Source organism: Halomonas korlensis, from assembly GCF_900116705.1.
GTDB classification, from domain to species: domain Bacteria; phylum Pseudomonadota; class Gammaproteobacteria; order Pseudomonadales; family Halomonadaceae; genus Halomonas; species Halomonas korlensis.
The window spans coordinates 1-18,721 of record NZ_FPBP01000015.1 but is presented as its reverse complement, the minus strand read 5'-3'; the positions used below and the strand labels follow the sequence as shown (position 1 = coordinate 18,721).

The 18,721-nt window shown below is 64.8% G+C and carries 16 protein-coding genes and 1 pseudogene; 6 read left to right on the top strand and 11 right to left on the bottom strand.

The features are described 5' to 3' along the window. Positions 1–127: 127 nt before the first annotated feature. The 8 genes and pseudogenes from BM341_RS16620 to argH all read right to left on the bottom strand — a co-directional run bounded on the left by BM341_RS16620 (position 128) and on the right by argH (position 9,251). Positions 128–616, bottom strand: coding sequence for a helical membrane plugin domain-containing protein (locus BM341_RS16620; protein WP_089797180.1), 489 nt, complete (start codon positions 614–616; stop codon positions 128–130). Then, positions 616–3,588: a formate dehydrogenase subunit alpha gene (gene fdhF, locus BM341_RS16615; RefSeq protein WP_089797179.1), complete on the bottom strand. Its 2,973-nt coding sequence runs from the start codon at positions 3,586–3,588 to the stop codon at positions 616–618. Before fdhF ends, BM341_RS16620 begins: the two co-directional genes overlap by 1 nt. 224 nt (positions 3,589–3,812) lie before the next feature. Continuing rightward, on the bottom strand, positions 3,813–4,760 hold the full coding sequence (locus BM341_RS16610; RefSeq protein WP_089797178.1) for a tyrosine recombinase XerC: 948 nt from the start codon (positions 4,758–4,760) through the stop codon (positions 3,813–3,815). After that, positions 4,753–5,472, bottom strand: coding sequence for a DUF484 family protein (locus BM341_RS16605; RefSeq protein WP_089797177.1), 720 nt, complete (start codon positions 5,470–5,472; stop codon positions 4,753–4,755). The genes BM341_RS16610 and BM341_RS16605 overlap by 8 nt, the downstream gene beginning before the upstream one ends. Positions 5,473–5,513: 41 nt before the next feature. Then, entirely contained in the window at positions 5,514–6,347 is an 834-nt protein-coding gene (dapF, locus tag BM341_RS16600; protein WP_089797176.1) for a diaminopimelate epimerase, read from the bottom strand. Further along, the gene (gene lysA / locus BM341_RS16595) at positions 6,347–7,630 is read right to left on the bottom strand and encodes a diaminopimelate decarboxylase (protein ID WP_089797175.1); all 1,284 of its coding nucleotides are present in this window, start codon (positions 7,628–7,630) and stop codon (positions 6,347–6,349) included. The genes dapF and lysA overlap by 1 nt, the downstream gene beginning before the upstream one ends. Positions 7,631–7,710: 80 nt before the next feature. After that, a pseudogene (lptM, locus tag BM341_RS19575) lies at positions 7,711–7,821 on the bottom strand (LPS translocon maturation chaperone LptM); the annotation flags it as partial. Continuing rightward, positions 7,821–9,251, bottom strand: coding sequence for an argininosuccinate lyase (gene argH / locus BM341_RS16585; protein ID WP_089797173.1), 1,431 nt, complete (start codon positions 9,249–9,251; stop codon positions 7,821–7,823). The gene argH and the pseudogene lptM, both read right to left, overlap by 1 nt. 262 nt (positions 9,252–9,513) lie before the next feature. On the opposite strand from argH, the gene hemC reads away from it, so the two are divergent. The 4 genes from hemC to BM341_RS16565 are packed head-to-tail and all read left to right on the top strand — an operon-like array spanning position 9,514 to position 14,128. Then, entirely contained in the window at positions 9,514–10,455 is a 942-nt protein-coding gene (hemC, locus tag BM341_RS16580) for a hydroxymethylbilane synthase (RefSeq protein WP_089797172.1), read from the top strand. Next, positions 10,455–11,249, top strand: a complete 795-nt coding sequence (locus tag BM341_RS16575; RefSeq protein ID WP_089797171.1) for a uroporphyrinogen-III synthase — start codon at positions 10,455–10,457, stop codon at positions 11,247–11,249. The genes hemC and BM341_RS16575 overlap by 1 nt, the downstream gene beginning before the upstream one ends. 6 nt (positions 11,250–11,255) lie before the next feature. Then, positions 11,256–12,890, top strand: a complete 1,635-nt coding sequence (locus BM341_RS16570) for a uroporphyrinogen-III C-methyltransferase (RefSeq protein WP_089797170.1) — start codon at positions 11,256–11,258, stop codon at positions 12,888–12,890. Then, complete coding sequence (locus BM341_RS16565; RefSeq protein ID WP_089797169.1) at positions 12,887–14,128, top strand: heme biosynthesis HemY N-terminal domain-containing protein; 1,242 nt, start codon at positions 12,887–12,889, stop codon at positions 14,126–14,128. The genes BM341_RS16570 and BM341_RS16565 overlap by 4 nt, the downstream gene beginning before the upstream one ends. Before the next feature lie 112 nt (positions 14,129–14,240). Here the strand turns inward: BM341_RS16565 and ybiO are convergent, their stop codons facing one another. Beyond that, on the bottom strand, positions 14,241–16,577 hold the full coding sequence (ybiO, locus tag BM341_RS16560) for a mechanosensitive channel protein (RefSeq protein ID WP_089797168.1): 2,337 nt from the start codon (positions 16,575–16,577) through the stop codon (positions 14,241–14,243). A gap of 219 nt (positions 16,578–16,796) precedes the next feature. On the opposite strand from ybiO, the gene crcB reads away from it, so the two are divergent. Together crcB and BM341_RS16550 are read left to right on the top strand one after the other, a co-directional pair. After that, positions 16,797–17,189, top strand: a complete 393-nt coding sequence (gene crcB / locus BM341_RS16555) for a fluoride efflux transporter CrcB (RefSeq protein WP_089797167.1) — start codon at positions 16,797–16,799, stop codon at positions 17,187–17,189. Then, a complete protein-coding gene (locus tag BM341_RS16550) occupies positions 17,186–17,575 on the top strand; it encodes a fluoride efflux transporter FluC (protein WP_089797166.1) in 390 nt (129 codons plus the stop codon). Before crcB ends, BM341_RS16550 begins: the two co-directional genes overlap by 4 nt. A gap of 18 nt (positions 17,576–17,593) precedes the next feature. Here BM341_RS16550 and BM341_RS16545 read toward each other — a convergent pair whose 3' ends face one another. Next, positions 17,594–18,070 carry a methylglyoxal synthase gene (locus tag BM341_RS16545; RefSeq protein WP_089797165.1) on the bottom strand — a complete coding sequence of 159 codons (477 nt, stop codon included), beginning with the start codon at positions 18,068–18,070 and terminating at the stop codon, positions 17,594–17,596. Beyond that, the coding region (locus BM341_RS16540; RefSeq protein ID WP_245784310.1) for a pyruvate kinase at positions 18,063–18,721 on the bottom strand (659 nt) is incomplete at its 5' end. The genes BM341_RS16545 and BM341_RS16540, both read right to left, overlap by 8 nt.

The following is an 18,721-nucleotide window of genomic DNA, read 5'->3' as shown; positions in this document are numbered from 1 at the left end:
GCTGTCATGCGCTACGCCTGAGCGAGGGAAGTCAGGCCAAATAATAACGAAAAATGCGCTGGAAATAGAGGCTAATGACTCCGGGGTGAGCGTGGTTGCCGTCATGGCCATCGGTGCGGCGCTGGCTTCATGGCCCTTCCGTGGGCTTGCCGGTAAAGTCCGAGATAGGCTTGTCGATGTCCTTGTCGAGGCCTTTACCGAACGCCTTGAGCCCTTCGATCAAGGGCCTTACGGCGTGCCAAAGCTCCTCGTCCTTGAGCAGTTGGTAGGCACCGCTAACCCCGGGCGATGCATCGTCAGTGTCTTTGCTGCGTGAATGCTGGCCAATCACGGCCACCGCGTCGCGCAGGGCAAAGGTCATCTTGTAAAACTGATTGGGCGGGATGGTGGAAAGCGCCATCGCCAGCGCCGACAAGTTCTGTATCGCATTGAGCGAGCCCTCCTTGCTGAGCCCGTTGACCAGTACCTTGGCGATCTGGGGGTTGGCCGCCACCATGTCATTGGCAAATCGCAACACGCCATGCTCATGCATGGTCTGCAAGAGGCGATCCAGTTCTTCGCGGGCATCCGGCCCGATCCTCGGGGGCGTAACGTCGTGTGAGATTCGTTCGGCCATTAGAGTTTCTCCGGGCGGGGCTGGTGCGCGGGTGGCTCGACATACTCCTGCCGCATCCACTTGACCTCGACAGGCACACCATCGGTTGGCGTCCGTCGACCGAAACGGAAGTTATGCGCGGGAAGGGGTGGTGCGTGCCGCTCCCTGTCCAGCACCTCGAGCTTCACGGCGGTTTCCTTGTAGGCCGGGGTATGCACGTCGGGGTCGTGGTGCTCGCCGGTCAGCGCATTGATGCCGATCTTGCCGTGATGGATGGGCACGAAGAGGGTTTTTCCATCGACCCTGTCGGTGATCACTGCCGGCATCTCGACGCTGTCGCGACGCGAGGTAAGACGCACCCAGGTGCCTTCTTCAATGCCGCGCTCGGCGGCCAGTTGCGGGCTCACCTCGATAAAGCCGTAAGGCGTCTGATGCCAGATCTCCGCAGTGCGACCGCTTTGGTTGGTGCCCTGGAAATGTTCAAGCATGCGACCATTGTCGAGCATCAGGTCGTACTCGTCATCGGCCTCTTCGTCGGGCTCTTTCCACTCCAGCGGAAAAAGCGTTGCCTTGCCATCCTCTGTGGGGAAGCCATCGGTATAGAGTAGCGGCGTGTCGGTGCCGTCTGCCGCCACCGGCCACTGCAGTGATTTCCATCCCTCCAGCCGTTCGTAGGTCACGCCGGCAAACATAGGCGCGATACGCGCGCATTCCGCCATGATCTGTGATGGGTGGGTGTAGCCCCAGTCATGTCCCATGCGCGCCGCCAACTCCGTCAGGATTGCCCAGTCGGGGCGGCTGTCGCCCAGCGGCGCCATGACCTCGTGAAAGCGCTGGATACGTCGCTCGGTGTTGACGAAAGTGCCATCCTTCTCGACGCTCGGGCACCCCGGCAACACCACATCGGCGAATTCGGCAGTACGGCTCAGGAACATGTCCTGCACCACCATGAAATCGAGCTCCTCGAATGCCGTGTGCACGTTGTGTGAATCGGCATCGGCAAAGGCGGTTTCCTCGCCGATGACATACATCGCCTTGATCCGGTCCTGCTGGGCGGACTGGACCATCAGGAAATTACCTTCGCCGATCTTGTCGGAGAGCTGTTCCTTGTCCACGCCCCAGGCCTTGGCCCAGCGTGCTCGAGCATCATCGTCGGTGACTTTCTCGTAGCCTGGATACATGTTGCGCAAACAGCCGAAATCGCTCGCCCCCTGCACATTATTGTGGCCGCGCATCGGGTAGCCCCCCGTCCCGGGCTTGCCGTAGTTGCCGGTCACCAGCAACAAGTTCGACAGGGCGGTGCTGATGTCTGCTCCGTGGCTATGCTGGGTGATGCCCATTGCCCAGACCAGGCAGACGCTTTGCGCCGTGCCGATCATTTCCGCCGTATCGATCAGGGCCTGCCGGGAGATGCCGGTTTTCTCCTCGGCGAACGCCAGGGTGAAGGGTTCGAGCGACTGGCGATACGCCTCGACCTGATTGACATGTTGGTCGAGGAACGTTAGATCGGCGTAGCCATGCTCGAACATGTAGCGAGACAGCGCCGATGCCCAGATCAAGTCCGTGCTTATGTTGGGACGCAAGAAGATGTCGGCGCGTTCGGCCATCTCGTGCTTGCGTGGATCGACTACGATCAGCTTCTGGCCACGCCGCTTTTTCGCCGCCTTGATCCTGGAGGCGATGACGGGATGGTTTTCGGCGGTATTGCTGCCGACGATCACCACCACCTCGGCCTTTTCGAGATCCTCGATGCTGCCGGCATCGCCCCCATAGCCGACGGTACGGAACAGGCCCTTGGTGGCGGGGTTCTGGCAATAGCGCGATGAGTTGTCGACGCTGTTGGTGCCGATGATCAAGCGAGCAATCTTCTGGGTCAGGTAGGCTTCTTCGTTGCTCGCCTTGCTCGAACCGATAAAGCCGACGCTATCTGCCCCATAAGTGTCACGCGCATGCAGCAAGCCCTTGGCAACCTTGTCCAGCGCCTCGTCCCAACTGGCTTCACGAAAGCGCCCGTTATCGCGGATCAAGGGCATGGTCAGGCGCTTTTCGCTATTGACGAAATCCCAGGCGAACTTTCCCTTGACGCAAGTGGAGATGCCATTGGCCGGCGCCGCGGCGACCGGCTGGACCTTGAGGATATGCCGATCTCGGGTCCACATCTCGAAGGCGCAACCGACCCCGCAATAGGTACATACCGTTTTGGTGCGCTTGATCTCTGGCTGGCGCCAATACATGTCCATATTGGAAAGGCCGGTGATCGGCGGGGCGCCAATGGTCTCTTCCAGCCGTTTGACGATCTCGATCATCGGCCGCTTGAGATCTTGCGGCATTGCAGTAAAGGGCCCGGCATCGGGCTGCATGGTCTTTTCCAGTAGCGCATTGCAGGGGCAAACGGTGACACAGTGCCCGCAGTCCACACAGCTGGAGTCATTGATCGACATGCCGCCATCCCACAGTACGCGTGGGTTTTCCATCGAGTAGTCGATACTCAGCGTCTCGTTGACCTCGACGTTCTGGCACGCCTCTACGCAGCGTCCACAGAGGATGCACTGATCGGGATCGTAGGTGTAGAAAGGCCCGGAATCGTCCTTTTCGTAGGGTTTGCGTCGAAACTTGTAGCGCTGGATGGGAATGTCCATGCTCGCCACGGTGTTGTGCAGGGTGCAATCGCCGGTGTTGTGTTCGCAAACCGAGCAGTAAAGCTCATGCTTGCCCAGCAGGCGATCCATGCCCTCCTCGCGAGCGGCCCGGGCCCGTTGCTCCTGACTGGAAACGGTCAAGCCATCAGCGCTGCGCAGGGTACAGCCGCGCTTGAGCTCGCCGTCCACTTCCACCCAGCAGGTATCGCAGGTCTGCAATGGACCGAGTGATGGGTGGTAACACACATGCGGCAGATCAATGTCGTGCGCGTCGAGGAAATCGATGAGCGGCTCGTCCGCCGCGCCGGTCAGGGGCTGCCCATCATAGATAATCGTGCAAGTTACCTTGGACATGGAGTTCCCTCTCTCATGTAGGTTTTCAGCCGACGCCCATTCCTTTGGTCGTTCGAGAACTTTCTTCGAGAACTTTCTTCGAGAACTTTCTTCGAGAACTTTCGGAGTCGTGTTCCCGCGGCTCTGTCCGTATCGTGACTGAAACTCTAGTCAAGCTCCGCCCTAATGTCGAAACAGGCGCTAATGTCGAACCAGACGTCGAGGTAGCCCACAGAGCGTGCCGGCTAGTCTTCGTCTTTTGTCGTAAGCTTGCCCGATTCGCCCGCGCGTCGATGGGCGCGGGGATGCGCGGCGTCGTAGCTGGCCGCCAGGTGTTGCCAGTCGAGGTGGGTGTAGACCTGGGTAGTCGAGAGATCGGCGTGGCCGAGCAGTTCCTGCACGGCGCGCAGATCCTGGCTCGATTCCAGCAGATGGCTGGCGAAGGAGTGGCGCAGTCGGTGAGGGTGCAGCGACTCGGCGAGCCCGCGGCGTCGGGCGAGCTCGTCGAGGCGTTTCTGGATGGCGCGATGTCCCAGTCGCGCCCCTCGGACCCCGACGAACAGCGCCGCCTCGCCGCTGCCGGTCAGCTGGCCGCGCACGGTGAGCCAGGCATCCAGCGCCTGTCGTGCCCGCCGTCCCACCGGCACCTGGCGGGGCTTGCCGCCCTTGCCGAGCACACGGACGCGCTGAGGTTGCAGATGACCGAGGTCCAGCGCGGCCAGTTCGGCGAGGCGCAGTCCGCTTGAATAGAACAATTCGAGCATCGCCTGGTCGCGCAACGCCAGGGGCGAACCGTCGTGGGGCGTATCGAGAAAGCCCGCCAGCTGGTCTACGTCCAGTGGCTTGGGCAGGTGCCTGGGCTGGCGCGGCGCCCTTATCAGGGCAATGGGATTATGGGCGAGCAGGCCGGCCTGAACGAGGTGGGCGGCGAAGCGCGAGATCGCCGCGCGGCGACGGGCGAGGCTGCGCGGCGCCAGGCCCCGGCTGCGCTCGGCGCCGAGGAAGCGGCGCAGCAGGCCGACATCGAGGCGCGTCCAGGTGTCGATCAGGCGCGCATCGAGGAACGCGACCAGGGCGTCCAGGTCGCGTCGATACGCATTCACCGTCGCCGGGCTGGCGGTGCGCGCCAGGTCGGCCAGGAAGGCATGGCGCTCATCATCAAGCGGCGACCGGGGTGGGGCGCGCTCAGTCATGCGGATGGCGCGCCAAGCTGACCAGCAGACGAGACACCACGTCGCCGACATATTCCGTGAACAGCGTGTCCATGCTGGCGCGGAAGTGATCGGGGTCGTGACTCGCCAGCACCAGGTAGCCCAGCGGCTCGCCGAGCGTCAGCCGGGTCAGCACGCAGGAGCCGGCCGTGCGCGGGGCCGGCGCGTGGGGCAGCAGTCGCTTCCAGTCGGTGGGCGTCAGCCGCGTGCAGCGGCTGACGCGGCTGTCGAGCAGGGCCGAGAGACGCTGGCCGGCATGATCGTCGAGCACGTGCCGGGGCGGCTGGGGCGGTCGGGGCTCGTCGTCGGTGAGGCTGGCCGGACACCAGAGCGCGATCGACGGGGTATGGAAGCGTTCGCTGAGCTGCGTGGCCAGCGCCTGGCCCAAAGCGTCATTGTTCTCCGCCTCGAGCAGCGCCAGGACCAGTTCGCGGGTACGCCGGTACTGGGCTTCGTTGTGACGCGCCGACTCCAGCAGCTGTTCGAGGCGCCATTCGGCCTGCTCGGCGCGCGAGCGCAGGTCGTGCACCAGCCGCTCGAGCAGCGAGGTCGTGCCTTGGGCCTCCGGGTGCGGAATGCGCAACTGCTGAAGCAGTCCTTCACGGCCGACGAAGAAGTCCGGATGACGAGCCAGCCATTGGGCCACTCGATCCGGGTCCAATGTCTTGCGAGGTTCGGGGGCGGCGTGGGTCATGGCGAACTCCTTGAGGAAGATGGGGCGTCAACCCGAGACGGTCAGGGCAGCGCGATGCGGCCATCGAAGACGCGCACGGCCGGCCCGATCATGCTCAGGTGAGCGTCGTCGCCGGCCCATTCGATCTGCAAGTCGCCGCCGGGAAGATGCACGGTGACCGGGCTCTCCAGCCGTCCACGGCGGATACCGCTGGCCACGGCGGCGCAGGCGCCGGTGCCGCAGGCCAGCGTCTCGCCGCTGCCGCGCTCAAACACGCGCAGGCGAATCTCGCGGGGCGAGACGACCTGCATGAAGCCGACGTTGACGCGGTTCGCGAAACGCGGGTGTGCCTCGATGGCGGGCCCCAGGCGCTCGACCGGGGCGGTATCGACGTCGTCGACCTCGAGCACCGCGTGGGGATTGCCCATGGAGACGATGCCGATATCGAGGCGCTCGTCGCCTACCTCGAGCGGGTGCAATAGCCGATCGTCACCGGCGTCGAAGGGCAGGGCATGCGGCGCGAAGCGCGGCGTGCCCATGTCGACCCGGACCTGGTCGAGGTCTTCGATGACGAGAGTGAGCGGGCCGCCGGCGGTTTCCACCCGGATCTCGCGCTTGTGGGTCAGCCGCTGCTCGCGTACGAAGCGCGCGAAGCAGCGCGCGCCGTTGCCGCAGTTTTCCACCTCGCTGCCATCGGCATTGTAGATGCGATAGCGGAAATCCATGTCCGGGTCCCGGGGCGGCTCGACGACCAGCAGCTGGTCGAAGCCGATGCCGAAACGGCGGTCCGCCAAGCGGCGAATCTGCTCGTCGAGCAGATGGGCGCGCTGGGTGACCAGATCGACCACCATGAAGTCATTGCCAAGGCCATGCATCTTGGTGAAGTGCAGCAGCATCAACGGGCCTCCCCGTCGGCAACATCCGGAAGCAGGGCCTCGCCGGCCCAGAGGTTTTCCAGGCGCTCGCGCCGCCGCACCAGGTGAGCCTCGTCACCCGCGACCATCACCTCGGCGGGGCGCGGTCGGCTGTTGTAGTTCGAGGCCATCACGAAGCCGTAGGCGCCGGCGGAGCGCACCGCCAGCAGGTCACCCGCGGCGATGGCGAGCTCGCGGTCCTTGCCGAGGAAGTCGCCGGTCTCGCAGACCGGGCCGACCACGTCGAAGGTGGCAGTATCGCGTGCGTGGCGGGTATCCACCGGCAGGATGGCCTGCCAGGCCTGATAGAGGGCGGGGCGGATCAGGTCGTTCATGCCGGCGTCGACGATGGCGAAGTGCTTGGTCTCGCCGGGCTTGAGGAACTCCACGCGCGTCAGCAACACCCCGGCGTTGGCGGCGATCGACCGGCCAGGCTCGAACAGCAGGGTCAGACGCTCGCTGCCCGGCCAGCCGGCGAGACGCTCAAGAAGCGCCGTGGCGTAGTCGAAGGGCTGCGGCGGGCGCTCGTGGCGATAGGGCACGCCGAGCCCGCCGCCGAGGTCCAGGTGCTCGATCTCGATGTCCCGCTCACGCAGCCGCGCAAGCAACGCCAGCAAGCGGTCGAGCGCATCCAGGAAAGGCGAGAGCTCAGTGAGCTGCGAGCCGATATGGCAGTCCAGGCCGACGATCTTGAGGTTGGGCAGCGAAGCGGCCAACGCGTAGACGGCCAGTGCCTCGTCCACCGGGATACCGAACTTGTTGTCCTTGAGCCCGGTAGAGATATAGGGATGGGTGCCGGCGTCGACGTCCGGATTGACCCGCAGCGAGACCGGCGCCACCTTGCCGAGCCGGCGGGCCACGGCGTCGAGGCGCTCGAGCTCCGGGCGCGACTCGACGTTGAAGCACTTGATGCCCGCCTCCAGGGCGCGGGCCATCTCGGCTTCCTGCTTGGCGACACCGGAGAACACCACCTTGGCAGGGTCGCCGCCGGCGGCCAGCACGCGCTCGAGCTCGCCCACCGACACGATGTCGAAACCCGCGCCCAGGCGGGCCAGCAGCCCCAGCACCGCCAGGTTGGAATTGGCCTTTACCGCATAGCAGATCAGGTGCGGATGGCTGCCCAGCGCCTCGGTATAGGCACGAAAGTGTCGGGCCAGGGTGGCCTTGGAGTAGACGTAACAAGGCGTGCCGAACTCGTCGGCAATGCGCGTCAAGGGCACGTCTTCCGCGTAGAGCACGCCGTCGCGGTAGTCGAAATGATCCATGCCTAGGTCTCGTCCTCGCTGGCGGTGGCGTCGTCCTGGCCGGTGTCCTCGGAGGCATCCTCCTGGCCGGTAGGGTCGTAGCGCTCGGCGGCGCGTTCATCGTCGGGCATGTACAGCGGGCCTTTCTGGCCGCATCCCGCGAGGGTGGCGGCGAGCGTCAGGGCGAGCAGGGTGCAGGCCAGCCGGCGCATCAGTTCGCCCCTTCCGTTTGGAGAGAGAGCGCTGCCAGGGCATCGCGGGCGCGTTGGGCGGCGGCGCGGACCTGATCGGGGGCGGTGCCGCCGATGTGATTGCGCGCGGCGACCGAGCCCTCGAGGGTCAGCACCTCGAAGACGTCCGCCTCGATGGCGGTGGAGAACTGCCGGAGCTCCTCGAGGCGCATCTCGGAGAGGTCCTTGCCTTCGCGCAGGCCGAAGGCCACCGACTGGCCGACGATCTCGTGGGCGTCGCGGAAGGCCACCCCTTGGCGCACCAGGTAATCGGCGAGATCGGTGGCGGTGGAAAACCCGCGCCGTGCCGCCTCATACATGCTCGCTTTCTTTGCTTCAAGCGCCGGCACCATGTCGGCGAAGGCGCGCAGGCAACCCTTGACGGTATCAAGGGTGTCGAACAGCGGCTCCTTGTCCTCCTGATTGTCCTTGTTGTAGGCCAGCGGCTGCGATTTCATCAGCGTCAGCAGGCCCATCAGGTGGCCGTAGACGCGCCCGGTCTTGCCGCGCACCAGTTCCGGCACGTCGGGATTCTTCTTCTGCGGCATGATCGAGGAGCCGGTACAGAAGCGGTCGGGCAGGTCGATGAAGTCGAACTGCGCGCTGGTCCACAGCACCAGCTCTTCGCTCATCCGCGACAAATGCATCAGCAGCAGGCTGGCGAAACTCACGAACTCGATGGCGAAGTCGCGATCGCTGACCGCATCGAGGCTGTTCTCGGCGGGACGCTCGAAACCCAGCAGCGCGGCGGTGACGTGGCGGTCGATGGGATAGGTGGTGCCGGCCAGCGCCGCCGCGCCCAGCGGCAGCACGTTGACCCGGCGACGACAGTCGAGCAGCCGCTCGTGGTCGCGGGCGACCATCTCCTGCCAGGCCAGCAGGTGGTGGCCGAACGTAACTGGCTGGGCGGTCTGCAGGTGCGTGAAGCCGGGCATAATGGTGTCGGCCTCGCGGTCGGCAAGCTCGGTCAGCCCCTCGCGAAGGCGGGCCAGCTCGGCGGCGATCACGTCGATTTCCTCGCGCAGGTAGAGCCGGATGTCGGTGGCTACCTGGTCATTGCGCGAGCGGCCGGTATGCAGCTTCTTGCCGGTGATGCCGATCTTGTCGGTGAGCCGCGCCTCGATGTTCATGTGCACGTCCTCGAGCGCCACCGACCAGGCGAATTCGCCGCGCTCGATCTCGGCGCGGATCTCGCCAAGGCCTCCAATGATGGCATCGCGCTCGTCATCGGTAAGCACGCCGACCCGCGCCAGCATGGTGGCGTGGGCGACGGAGCCCTGGATATCATGGAAAGCGAGACGCTGGTCGAAATCGACCGAGGCGGTGAAGCGTTCGACGAAGGCGTCGGTGGGCTCGGTGAAGCGACCGCCCCAGGACTGGTTGGTGCGATTGCTCGTCGGACTTGGGCTCATCGGGCTGGGCATCCTGCATGACAGTGCGGTGGGTAAGGTGCCCGACGCAGCGCCGCAGACGCTGCCGGGACATGCCCGGAAGTGTACCAGAGTCGACGAGGCTGGCGAGTGGCGCGCCTTGCTCCGTATGGCCCTCGATGCGCGCTGCCGGCCATGGCGAATTTTTCCTGCTCTCTCCGGTGCTTTATGATGGGGGCAACAGCCATCATTACCGGGCTCGCGCTGTAGCGCCCTGAGTGACGAGTCGAACCGGGAGACCCACGTGCAATCCATCACCACCCTGCGTATCGCCACCCGCAAGAGCCAGCTGGCCATGTGGCAGGCCGAACATGTCCGCGATCGCCTGATGGCGTTCCATCCCGGCCTGGAAGTTGAGCTGGTCGCCATGTCGACCCGCGGTGACAAGATCCTCGACGTGCCGCTGGCCAAGGTCGGCGGCAAGGCCTTGTTCGTGAAGGAGCTCGAGGAGGCAATGCTCGACGGTCGCGCCGATATCGCCGTGCATTCTATGAAGGACGTACCCATGCACTTCCCCGAGGGCCTGGGACTTTCGGTCATTCTCGAGGGGGCTGAGCCCACCGATGCCTTCGTCTCCAACCATTATGCCTCCATCGAGGCCTTGCCCGAGGGCGCGCGCATCGGCACCTCGAGCCTGCGTCGCGGCCTGCAGATGCGCGAGGCGCGCCCGGATCTCGAGGTGTTGAGCCTGCGCGGCAACGTGCAGACGCGTCTGGGCAAGCTCGATGACGGCGAGTTCGACGCCATCCTGCTGGCGACCTCCGGGCTCAAGCGCCTGGGCCTCGCGTCACGTATCACCCTGGAGCTGCCGCCGGAAACCTGCCTGCCGGCCTGCGGGCAAGGTGCGCTGGGCATCGAGTGTCGCATGCACGATGCCGAATTGATCTCGCTGCTGGCGCCGCTGGATGACGCCAACACGGCTACCCGGGTGCGTGCCGAGCGTGCCATGAATACCCGGCTGGAAGGCGGCTGCCAGGTGCCCATCGGCGGCCATGCGGTGTTCGACAATGACGGCCAGACCCTCTGGTTGCGCGCCCTGGTGGGTAATCCGGACGGTACGCGCGTATTGCGCGCCGAAGGGCGTGGGTCGATTCATGAGCCCGAATTGCTGGGGCTTCGCGTTGCCGAGGACCTGCTCGACCAAGGGGCCGGCGAGATTCTCGCCGAGGTCTACGGCCCTGGCTGATGGCGAGCTTTCCGGTACTGGTCAGCCGCCCCGGCGATCGAGGCGAGGTGCTGGCGGCGGCTATCGAGGCGGGCGGCTATCGCGTGGCGCGCCTGACGGCGATGCAGCTCGAGCCGCTGGCGGAAACGCCGTTGATGCGCAGTACCTGGTTGGATATTGATCACTTTGCCAAGGTGATTGTGATCAGTCCCTTCGCCGCCGAATGCCTGGCGAATGCGCTGGATCGCTATTGGCCGCAGTTACCCCTAGGCATCGCCTACTATGCTGTGGGGGCGGCCACGGCGGGTGTGCTGCACGAGCGGCTCGGCGTACGCGTGCACCTACCGCCCGCGCAGGCAGGAGAAGATACCAGCGAGGCGCTGTTGCAGCTCGCGTCGCTGCACTGCGTTGAGCAGCAGCGTGTACTGCTCGTCGCCGGCGAGGGAGGGCGGACGTTGATTGCCGACACGCTTGCCGCACGGGGGGCTCGCGTCACCCGGTTAGCCGTGTATCGGCGCGGCCTGCAGGCGCCTTCCTTGCCCATGCAGCAACGATTGATAAGCGGTGAATATCGAGCGCTGGTGGTCAGTAGCGGAGAAATTCTCAAACATCTGGCAAGATGGTGCGGGGAAGCCGCCTTCCACCAACCGTTAATCGTTTCCAGTAGCCGGTTGGCTACACTGGCTGGCAAGCTGGGGTTTTACGCCCCCGTCGTGGCGTCTGGAGCCACGCCTACTGCGTTGGCGACTGCGGTGGCCGATGCCTGCGACCCGGAGGATGCCGATGTCGACCAAGACGATCTCGAAAAGGGCTAGCGACAGATGAGCAAGCAACCACACGATCAGGACGAACAGCAGACGCCCACCGGCGCGGCCAAGGCCGGACCGGCATCGGCGTCCCCGGGTGACGAGGCCGACAAGAGCGGCCCTACCGCCAAGGGCAAGTCACGACGGCGCGGCAGGGGTGGCCAGACGACGGCCTCGGCCGCGGCATCAACGACAGGGACCGCCAAGCCGGACGCCACGCCAGCGACCGAGTCGAGCAAGCCGGCATCGTCGGCCACACCTGCCGGGAGCGACAAGACGCAGCCGGCGAGTAGTTCGGCTGACACGCCATCCAGCACTAACGTTGACAAGAGCGCCATCCAAGCGCCGAATGCCGCCACGCCAGGTTCGGTCACAAGTAGTGTCGACAAGCCAGGAACCGGCAAAGAGGGAGCCGACAAGGAAAAAGAAGGGGCTGGTAAGGAAGGGACGGGGAAGGAAAGCACAACCCAACCCGACAAGCCTGCTGCTGCCCAGGCAAGCTCGACCAAGACCTCGGGGCCGTCGACGGCAGCGCCCAGGCCCGCTGGCAGTGGTGGCGGAGGCGCGGCCGCGCCCCGTCCGTCTTCCGGTGACGGTCGCGGTAGTAAAGGGGGGGGGAAGGCCGGCATCGTAGCGCTGGTGCTGGTGATCCTGCTCGCGCTGGGTGTCGCCCTGTTCGGCTGGCAGGCCTGGCAGAAGCTCGACGCCCAGCAGCAGCGTCTGGCGGCCGTCGAGGCGCGCAGCGAACAGGCCGCCACTGCCGATCAGCTGGCTGAGCTCGAATCCCGGTTCGATGAGGGGGAGCAGGAGCGTCAGGCTTCGCTGGATAATGCCCTGAGCGAGCTGCGCAGTGAGTTCAACGATTATCGCAGCAGTGTCGACGAGACGCTGGACCAGGTGCTGGCCGAGCTTTCCCGCGAGCAAAATACCGACGAGCGCGAATGGCTGCATGCCGAGGCCGCCTACCTGCTGCGCCTTGCCAACCAGCGCCTGCAGCTCGAGCGTGACGTGGAAGGCGCCGCCGCCCTGCTTCGTACTGCCGACGAGCGTTTGGAGGAGGCCGACAATCCGGCGCTGGTGCCGGTGCGTCGCGAGATCGCCGAGGAGCTTGCCGCGCTGGAATCGGTGCCCGAGGTCGATCGCACCGGCCTCTACCTGGCGCTCAACGCCCAGCAGGAACAGCTCGCCAGACAGCCCTTGGCCCAGGATATCGAACAGATCGCCGCCAACAGCTCGATCGAGGAGGCGCCTACCGGCAGTTGGCAGAATCAATTGTCACGCTTCGGTCAGGAGCTCAAGGATCTGGTCACCGTGCGCCAGCACGACCAGGCCCTCGAGGCGCTGATCTCGCCCGAGCAAGAGTCCTACCTGCGCCAGAGCGTGCGCCTGGTACTCGAGCAGGCCCAGCTGGCGCTGCTCAAGGAAGAGCAGGAACTCTATGACGCCAGCCTCGACAAGGTGCTGACCCTGATCGAGGGTTATTACGATACCGACGACAGCGGTGTTCAGTCGGTGATCGCGCGTCTCGAGGAGCTCAAGCAGCGCAGCATCCGCCCCGAACTTCCCGACATCAGCGACTCTCAGCAGGCGTTGGCCGAGTTCATCGACAATCGCTACGCGTCGCGCGGTGATGAGGGGGATGACGCATGAGAAAGCTGATCCTGATCATCGTCCTCGGCCTGGCGATCGGTGCGCTGTTCGGCCAGCTGATGATGTCGGTGCCCGGCTATTGGCTGGTGCGAGTGGGCGACACGTCCTTCCAGACCTCCTTCTGGTTCGGTCTGGTCCTGTTGCTTGCGGCCTTCATCGTGTTGCATTTCGTCCTGCGGTTGCTGTTGCGTCTGCGCCGCCCGGTAAGCCGTTACAAGGTGTGGAACAGCCGTACCCGTAACCGCAACGCCATGAAGCGGACCGTGCGCGGCCTGGTCGCCCTGGCCGAAGGCCGCTGGAAGCGCGCCGAGAAGTCGCTGGTCAAGGCCGCCGATGACTCAAGCGCCCCGCTGGTCAACTACCTGTCCGCGGCCCTGGCCGCCCACTACCAAGGGCGTTACGAGCAGGCGGATACCCTGCTCAAGCGGGCTCACCTGAGCACCGAAGGGGCCGATACCGCGGTGGGTATGATGCAGGCCCAGCTGATGCTGGACCGTCAGCAATACGAAGAGGCGCTGGCTATTCTCACCCGTCTCGATCGTCAGTTGCCCAACCACCCTCAGGTGCTCAAGCAGCTCAAGCAGGCTTATATCAGCTTGAGCGATTGGGAGGGTCTGCGTCGCCTGATGCCGCGACTCGGGGCCCAGCAACTGATCGCCCGCGAGGAGCGTGAAGAGCTCGAGCAGCGTGCCTACCGTGAGTTGATCATTCATGAAGCCCGTGAGGGCGGTGATATCGAACGGGTACGCAGCCTCTGGGCCGATATGCCCGACCACCTGCGCACCAATACCGACCTGATCGTGCTCTATGCCGAGTCATTGATCCGGGGTGGGCAGGAAGCGATCGCCGAGCGGCTGTTGCGTCACTCCCTCAAGGAGCATTGGGACAGCCGTCTGGTGCTGCGTTATGGCTTGCTCGACGTGGATGCCTCCCGCCAGCTGGTATACGCCGAGAAGTGGCTTCAGGAGCGTCCCAACGACCCTGACCTGCTGCTCACTCTGGGGCGGTTGTCGCTGCGCAATGCCTTCTGGGGCAAGGCGCAGGAATATTTCGAGGCCAGTCAGCGCCAGCGGCCCAGCGGGGTGGTATGTGCTGAGCTCGCCAGGCTTTTCGCCAACCTTGGCGAGCACAACAAGAGCCAGCTTTACTATCGGCAGAGCGTCGAGCTGCTCGACAAGTCGCTGCCCTCGCTACCGCAACCCACTGAAACCACTGAAGACCAGAGCGTCAAGACGTGACCCGACGCATCACGTGACCCGAGCGTGCCCTGGCATTGCCAGGCGCTAAACGACAGCGGGGCTGCCCATCTTGGGCAGCCCCGCTGTTTTTATGATGCTTCGGTTGATCTCGTCAGTCTTCGTCGAAGTCGCCCTGGTAGGCGGGGTTGGGCCGCGAGCGGGGGTCGTCTTCCCCTTCGCGGCTCTGTTCGCCGGAGGCTGGCTGTCCGCCGGGACGTCCGTTGATATCGAAGCGTTGCTGCATGACGCGCAGGTTGGCCGGCGGCGCCTCGGCTTCCTTGCCGACACCGAAGTACAGGGTGGTGTGCGGGAAGGGAATCTCGATGCCCTTGGCGTCGAAATGCAGCTTGACCAGCCGATTGTAGGCACGGCCGGTGGACCACTGCGTCCCCGGCGTGGTCTTGATGCGCACCCGGATGTTCACCGAGCTGTCGGCCAGGGCGATGACGCCGGCGACTTCCAGCGGCGCGAGCAGATTCATCTTGTGCTCGTCGTCCTGGGAGAGCTCATCGAACGCCTCGCGCAGCGCCACGATGGCCTCATCGATGCTCTCGCGGTAGGCGATGCCGTACTCGCCGACGTGGTAGGCGAACTCGCGCATGTAGTTGGAGACGGTATCCACGCTGGAGAAGGGCACGAGATGGTAGGTGCCGTTAAGGTCGCGGATACCTACCGAGCGGATGCTGAGCTTCTCGGCAGTGCCGGTGACATTGCCGACCGTGACCACATCGCCGGTGTTCATGGCGTTCTCGATCTGGATGAACACGCCGGTGATGATGTCCTGGACGAGTTTCTGGGAACCGAAACCGATGGCCAGGCCCAGCACACCGGCACCGGCGATCAGCGGCCCGATGTTGATGCCGATTTCGGCCAGCACGATCATCACCGTCATGGTGATCAGGGCGATGGCCAGGGCATTGCGGAACAGCGACAGCAGTGTCTTGGCCCGCGACGAGGGTTCGCCCTTGCCGGTATCGGGATTGAGCTTGTGCTCGATGAGGCTGGCGAGACCCAGCCATACGGCAATGGCGACCACCAGAATGACCGCCACGCTGATCAGCTTGCCGACCAGGCCGCGACCCGCCTCTGAGGCATACCAACCTGCCAGGTTGAAGGCGCCCCAGGCATCGAGCACGACCATGACTACGACTATCAGGATCAGGGTACGAATGACCCGCAGGGCATTGGGCACGTAGCTGTTCAGGCGCGGCTCCAGCAGGGGCAGCTTGCGGCGCAGGTCATCGGAAAGCCGGATGCGCCGACCGATGGTCTGGGTCAGCAGGCTGGAGACAAGCATGCCGATGATCACCGCGGCAAGCGTCTTGAGAGTCGCGAAGAGCACGAAGGGCAGCGCATCCACGGGGCGCGTCAGCGTCAGTATTAACACCATCAGGAAGTACGCCAGGGCGAACAGGTGCCAGGTGCGCGCGAACAGCTGCAGCGAGACGCGGCTGGCCGCCATGGTGGTCTGTTGCGCCCTGACATTGAGGGCGTCGCGCAGCCGCTGGCGATTGGTGAGCACAACGACGACCGCGTAAATGAAGGCCGCGAACATGATCAGCGTGCCGATGCTCTGGCCCAGGGTTGGCGACACGTTGGCGCTGATCAACGGGACCACCGCCATCAGGCCATAGCCGACCGTGCCGATCAGACGGGCGAGAAAACGGTTCCAGTAAGAGGCTTCCTCGGCAGTGATTGGCAACAGGCGCAGCCCCTCGTAGCGTGACGAGAAGAGCATGCGGATGGCGGCCTTGATCAGCTCGATCACCAGAAAGGCGTTGAGAAACAGCGAAGCCTGAGTTGTCAGCTCGCCGGTTTCGCCGATGGCGAAGGTGGCGGTGAGGTTGCCACCGACATAGGAAAGCGCCACGATCATGACATCGATGAGTGCTGCGACGGCAACACAGATGACCAGGCGCAGGACCGGCGTGAGGCCGGTGCCGTTGAGCGACCACTGACTGATTCGCGTGAACAGCGGTTTGGCCAGGCGGCGCACGACAGCGAATAGCACGAAAGTCGTCAGGATCACCAGGCCAAGGTTAATCGCCGCCGTGGAGAAGGCTGCCATGTCGAAAACGCTGTCCTGACTCGCAAGGCCACCAGTCACCAGCGACGAGACGGCGCCGAGAAGATTCTCGAACTGATCGCCGACGTCGCCGGCAATACGGCTGGTGGCCTGGGCCAGCTGACGCGGCAGCGAGAGTTCGAGCCGGATGAGGTCAGGGGCGTCAGCGGCAGTGTCGGCGCTCGCCGGGTCATCGGCCAGGCTGCGCAGCTGGTCGATCAGTTGTTGACGGGTCTGGTCGTTCTCGAGCATGTCGGCGAGGGTGGAATAAGCCGGTGGCGCTTCTCCACTCTGCTCCTGCTGGGCCTGAGCGGGCATGGCAAATGCCATCAGGGCCAGCAACAGCCAACCCAGTATCAGGGGAAGGGTTCGCTTGGGGTTCACGCGGTGACCTCCGTTTCTTGGCGTGTGGATAGGGTGTGTCGGGGTGCGTCAAGTAGCAGCATGATACGGATTTTAGGGCGTGATCACGACTCTGCATGGCCGTTCTGCCAGCCCGGCATGACATACTCGTTAATAGGCTGCATGACTATCATGACGCCTGGTCGGGTTCGCACTAGGCCGGTAGGCCTAAGCGCAGGCAAGCAAGAATAATGAGGGCGCATGGACGTTGAGCCGATGATTCTGCTGATGGTGGCAGCCGGCGGTGCGCTGGGCAGCATGAGCCGCCTGGCGGTAGGTAATGGCGTGTCAGCGTGGCTCGGTGCCGGGTTTCCCTGGGGCACCCTGGCGGTCAATCTCAGTGGTGCGTTATTGATGGGGCTGCTGGCGGGCGCGGTGGGGCTGCCGGGGCCCGAGGCACCACGTCCTGGCTGGGCGTTGCTCGCGGTCGGGCTGTTGGGTGGCTATACGACGGTCTCCTCGTTCAGCCTGCAGACCCTGCTGCTCTGGCGACAGGGCCGTACGGGCGCCGCCCTTGCCAACGTGCTTGTTACCTTGTTAGCGGGGTTCGCTGCGCTGGGCCTTGGGGTGTGGCTGGCAGGCGGTCTCACATGAAGGCTTGGCAACACTATGCAGCGGTGGGGCTGGGCAGCGCGCTTGGCGCTTCGCTGCGCTACGCGATTGCGCTGGCAATGCTCGGCCCTGTCTTCCCCTGGCCGACGCTGCTTGTGAACGCGGTAGGGTCGTGGCTGATGGGTGCCGTTGCGGCCGTCGCGACGCAGCGCCTACACAGTCGTGTGGCACGCTGGCAGCCCTTCCTGGCCAGCGGGTTCTGCGGCGGGTTCACAACCTTTTCGCTGTTCGGCCTCGAGACGCTGCAACTGCTGAACGAGGCCAGGCCCTGGCTGGCGCTTGGCTATATGATGATCAGCGTACCACTGTGGCTAGCGGCCGCCTGGCATGGCTATCGCGTCGGCCAGCGCCTGGCAATAGAGACGTGACACCGTGCAGCGCGTCGATCAGCTAATGCGGGCGGATACCCAGGCGCCGGCGTCGGGAATGGTCATCTCGTAATCCTGTGTCAGGCAGGGGGAGGTGATCAGGAAGTCGGCGCTGGCCGCATTGCAGGCCACCGGGATGTTCCACAGCGCGGCCAGGCGCAGCAGCGCCTTGACGTCGGGGTCGTGGGGCTGCGGCGCGAAGGGGTCCCAGAAGAAGACCAGCAGGTCGAGGCGCTGTTCGGCGATACGCGCGCCGATCTGTTGGTCACCACCCAAGGGCCCGCTCATCAGCCCCTCGACCGTCAGGCCAAGCTGGTGCGAGATACGGCTCGCCGTGGTGCCGGTACCAACCAGACTATGCTCGGCGAGGATGACCTGCCAACGTTCGGCCCATTCAAGCATCTCGTCCTTCTTGCCATCGTGGGCGATCAGTGCGATGCGCTTTTGGGCCGGCAGGGTGCGACGGACGTCCCGCCGCGGTCGGATATCATTCATGGCCGTGGCTCACATCGAGAATCTTCATGGTGTTGGTGCCGCCATGGGCGTTCATGTGGTCGCCGCGGGTCAGGATCACATGATCGCCGGGGCTGACGATGCCGTGGCGGACCAGCCGCGCCAGGGCATGGTCGTTGAGGTCGTTGGCGGCCATGTCGCTGGTGTCGAAGGGTAGCGACACCACGCCGCGATACAGCGCCATACGCCGCTGGGCGACCGGGTTGTGGGCGAGGCCGACGATCGGCAGCCCGGAGCTGATCCTTGACGCGATCAGCGGGGTATAGCCCGAGGCGGTCATGCAGGCGATGGCGCCCACCCCCGCGAGGTGATTGGCGGCGTACATGGCCGACAGCGCGATCGTCTCGTCGATCTGGCTGAAGCCCTCGTGGATGCGGTGCCCCGACTCCTGAATCACGCGCTCGCGCTCGGCGCCGAGACAGACGCGGTTCATGGCTTCGATGGTCTCCACCGGGAAGTCGCCGGCCGCGGTTTCGGCGGAGAGCATGACCGCGTCGGTGCCGTCGAGCACCGCGTTGGCGACGTCGAACACCTCGGCGCGGGTGGGCAGCGGCGACTCGATCATCGATTCCATCATCTGCGTGGCGGTGATCACCGCGCGGTTCAGCGTGCGGGCCTGCTTGATGATGCGCT

Coding starts and splice junctions, on each gene's coding strand:
- BM341_RS16620 (WP_089797180.1), bottom strand. CDS start 616: ATGGCCGAACGAATCTCACACGACGTTACGCCCCCGAGGATCGGGCCG.
- crcB (WP_089797167.1), top strand. CDS start 16,797: ATGGACGTTGAGCCGATGATTCTGCTGATGGTGGCAGCCGGCGGTGCG.
- BM341_RS16575 (WP_089797171.1), top strand. CDS start 10,455: ATGGCGAGCTTTCCGGTACTGGTCAGCCGCCCCGGCGATCGAGGCGAG.
- BM341_RS16565 (WP_089797169.1), top strand. CDS start 12,887: ATGAGAAAGCTGATCCTGATCATCGTCCTCGGCCTGGCGATCGGTGCG.
- dapF (WP_089797176.1), bottom strand. CDS start 6,347: ATGCTGCTGCACTTCACCAAGATGCATGGCCTTGGCAATGACTTCATG.
- fdhF (WP_089797179.1), bottom strand. CDS start 3,588: ATGTCCAAGGTAACTTGCACGATTATCTATGATGGGCAGCCCCTGACC.
- lysA (WP_089797175.1), bottom strand. CDS start 7,630: ATGGATCATTTCGACTACCGCGACGGCGTGCTCTACGCGGAAGACGTG.
- BM341_RS16570 (WP_089797170.1), top strand. CDS start 11,256: ATGAGCAAGCAACCACACGATCAGGACGAACAGCAGACGCCCACCGGC.
- argH (WP_089797173.1), bottom strand. CDS start 9,251: ATGAGCCCAAGTCCGACGAGCAATCGCACCAACCAGTCCTGGGGCGGT.
- BM341_RS16550 (WP_089797166.1), top strand. CDS start 17,186: ATGAAGGCTTGGCAACACTATGCAGCGGTGGGGCTGGGCAGCGCGCTT.
- BM341_RS16610 (WP_089797178.1), bottom strand. CDS start 4,760: ATGACTGAGCGCGCCCCACCCCGGTCGCCGCTTGATGATGAGCGCCAT.
- BM341_RS16545 (WP_089797165.1), bottom strand. CDS start 18,070: ATGAATGATATCCGACCGCGGCGGGACGTCCGTCGCACCCTGCCGGCC.
- BM341_RS16605 (WP_089797177.1), bottom strand. CDS start 5,472: ATGACCCACGCCGCCCCCGAACCTCGCAAGACATTGGACCCGGATCGA.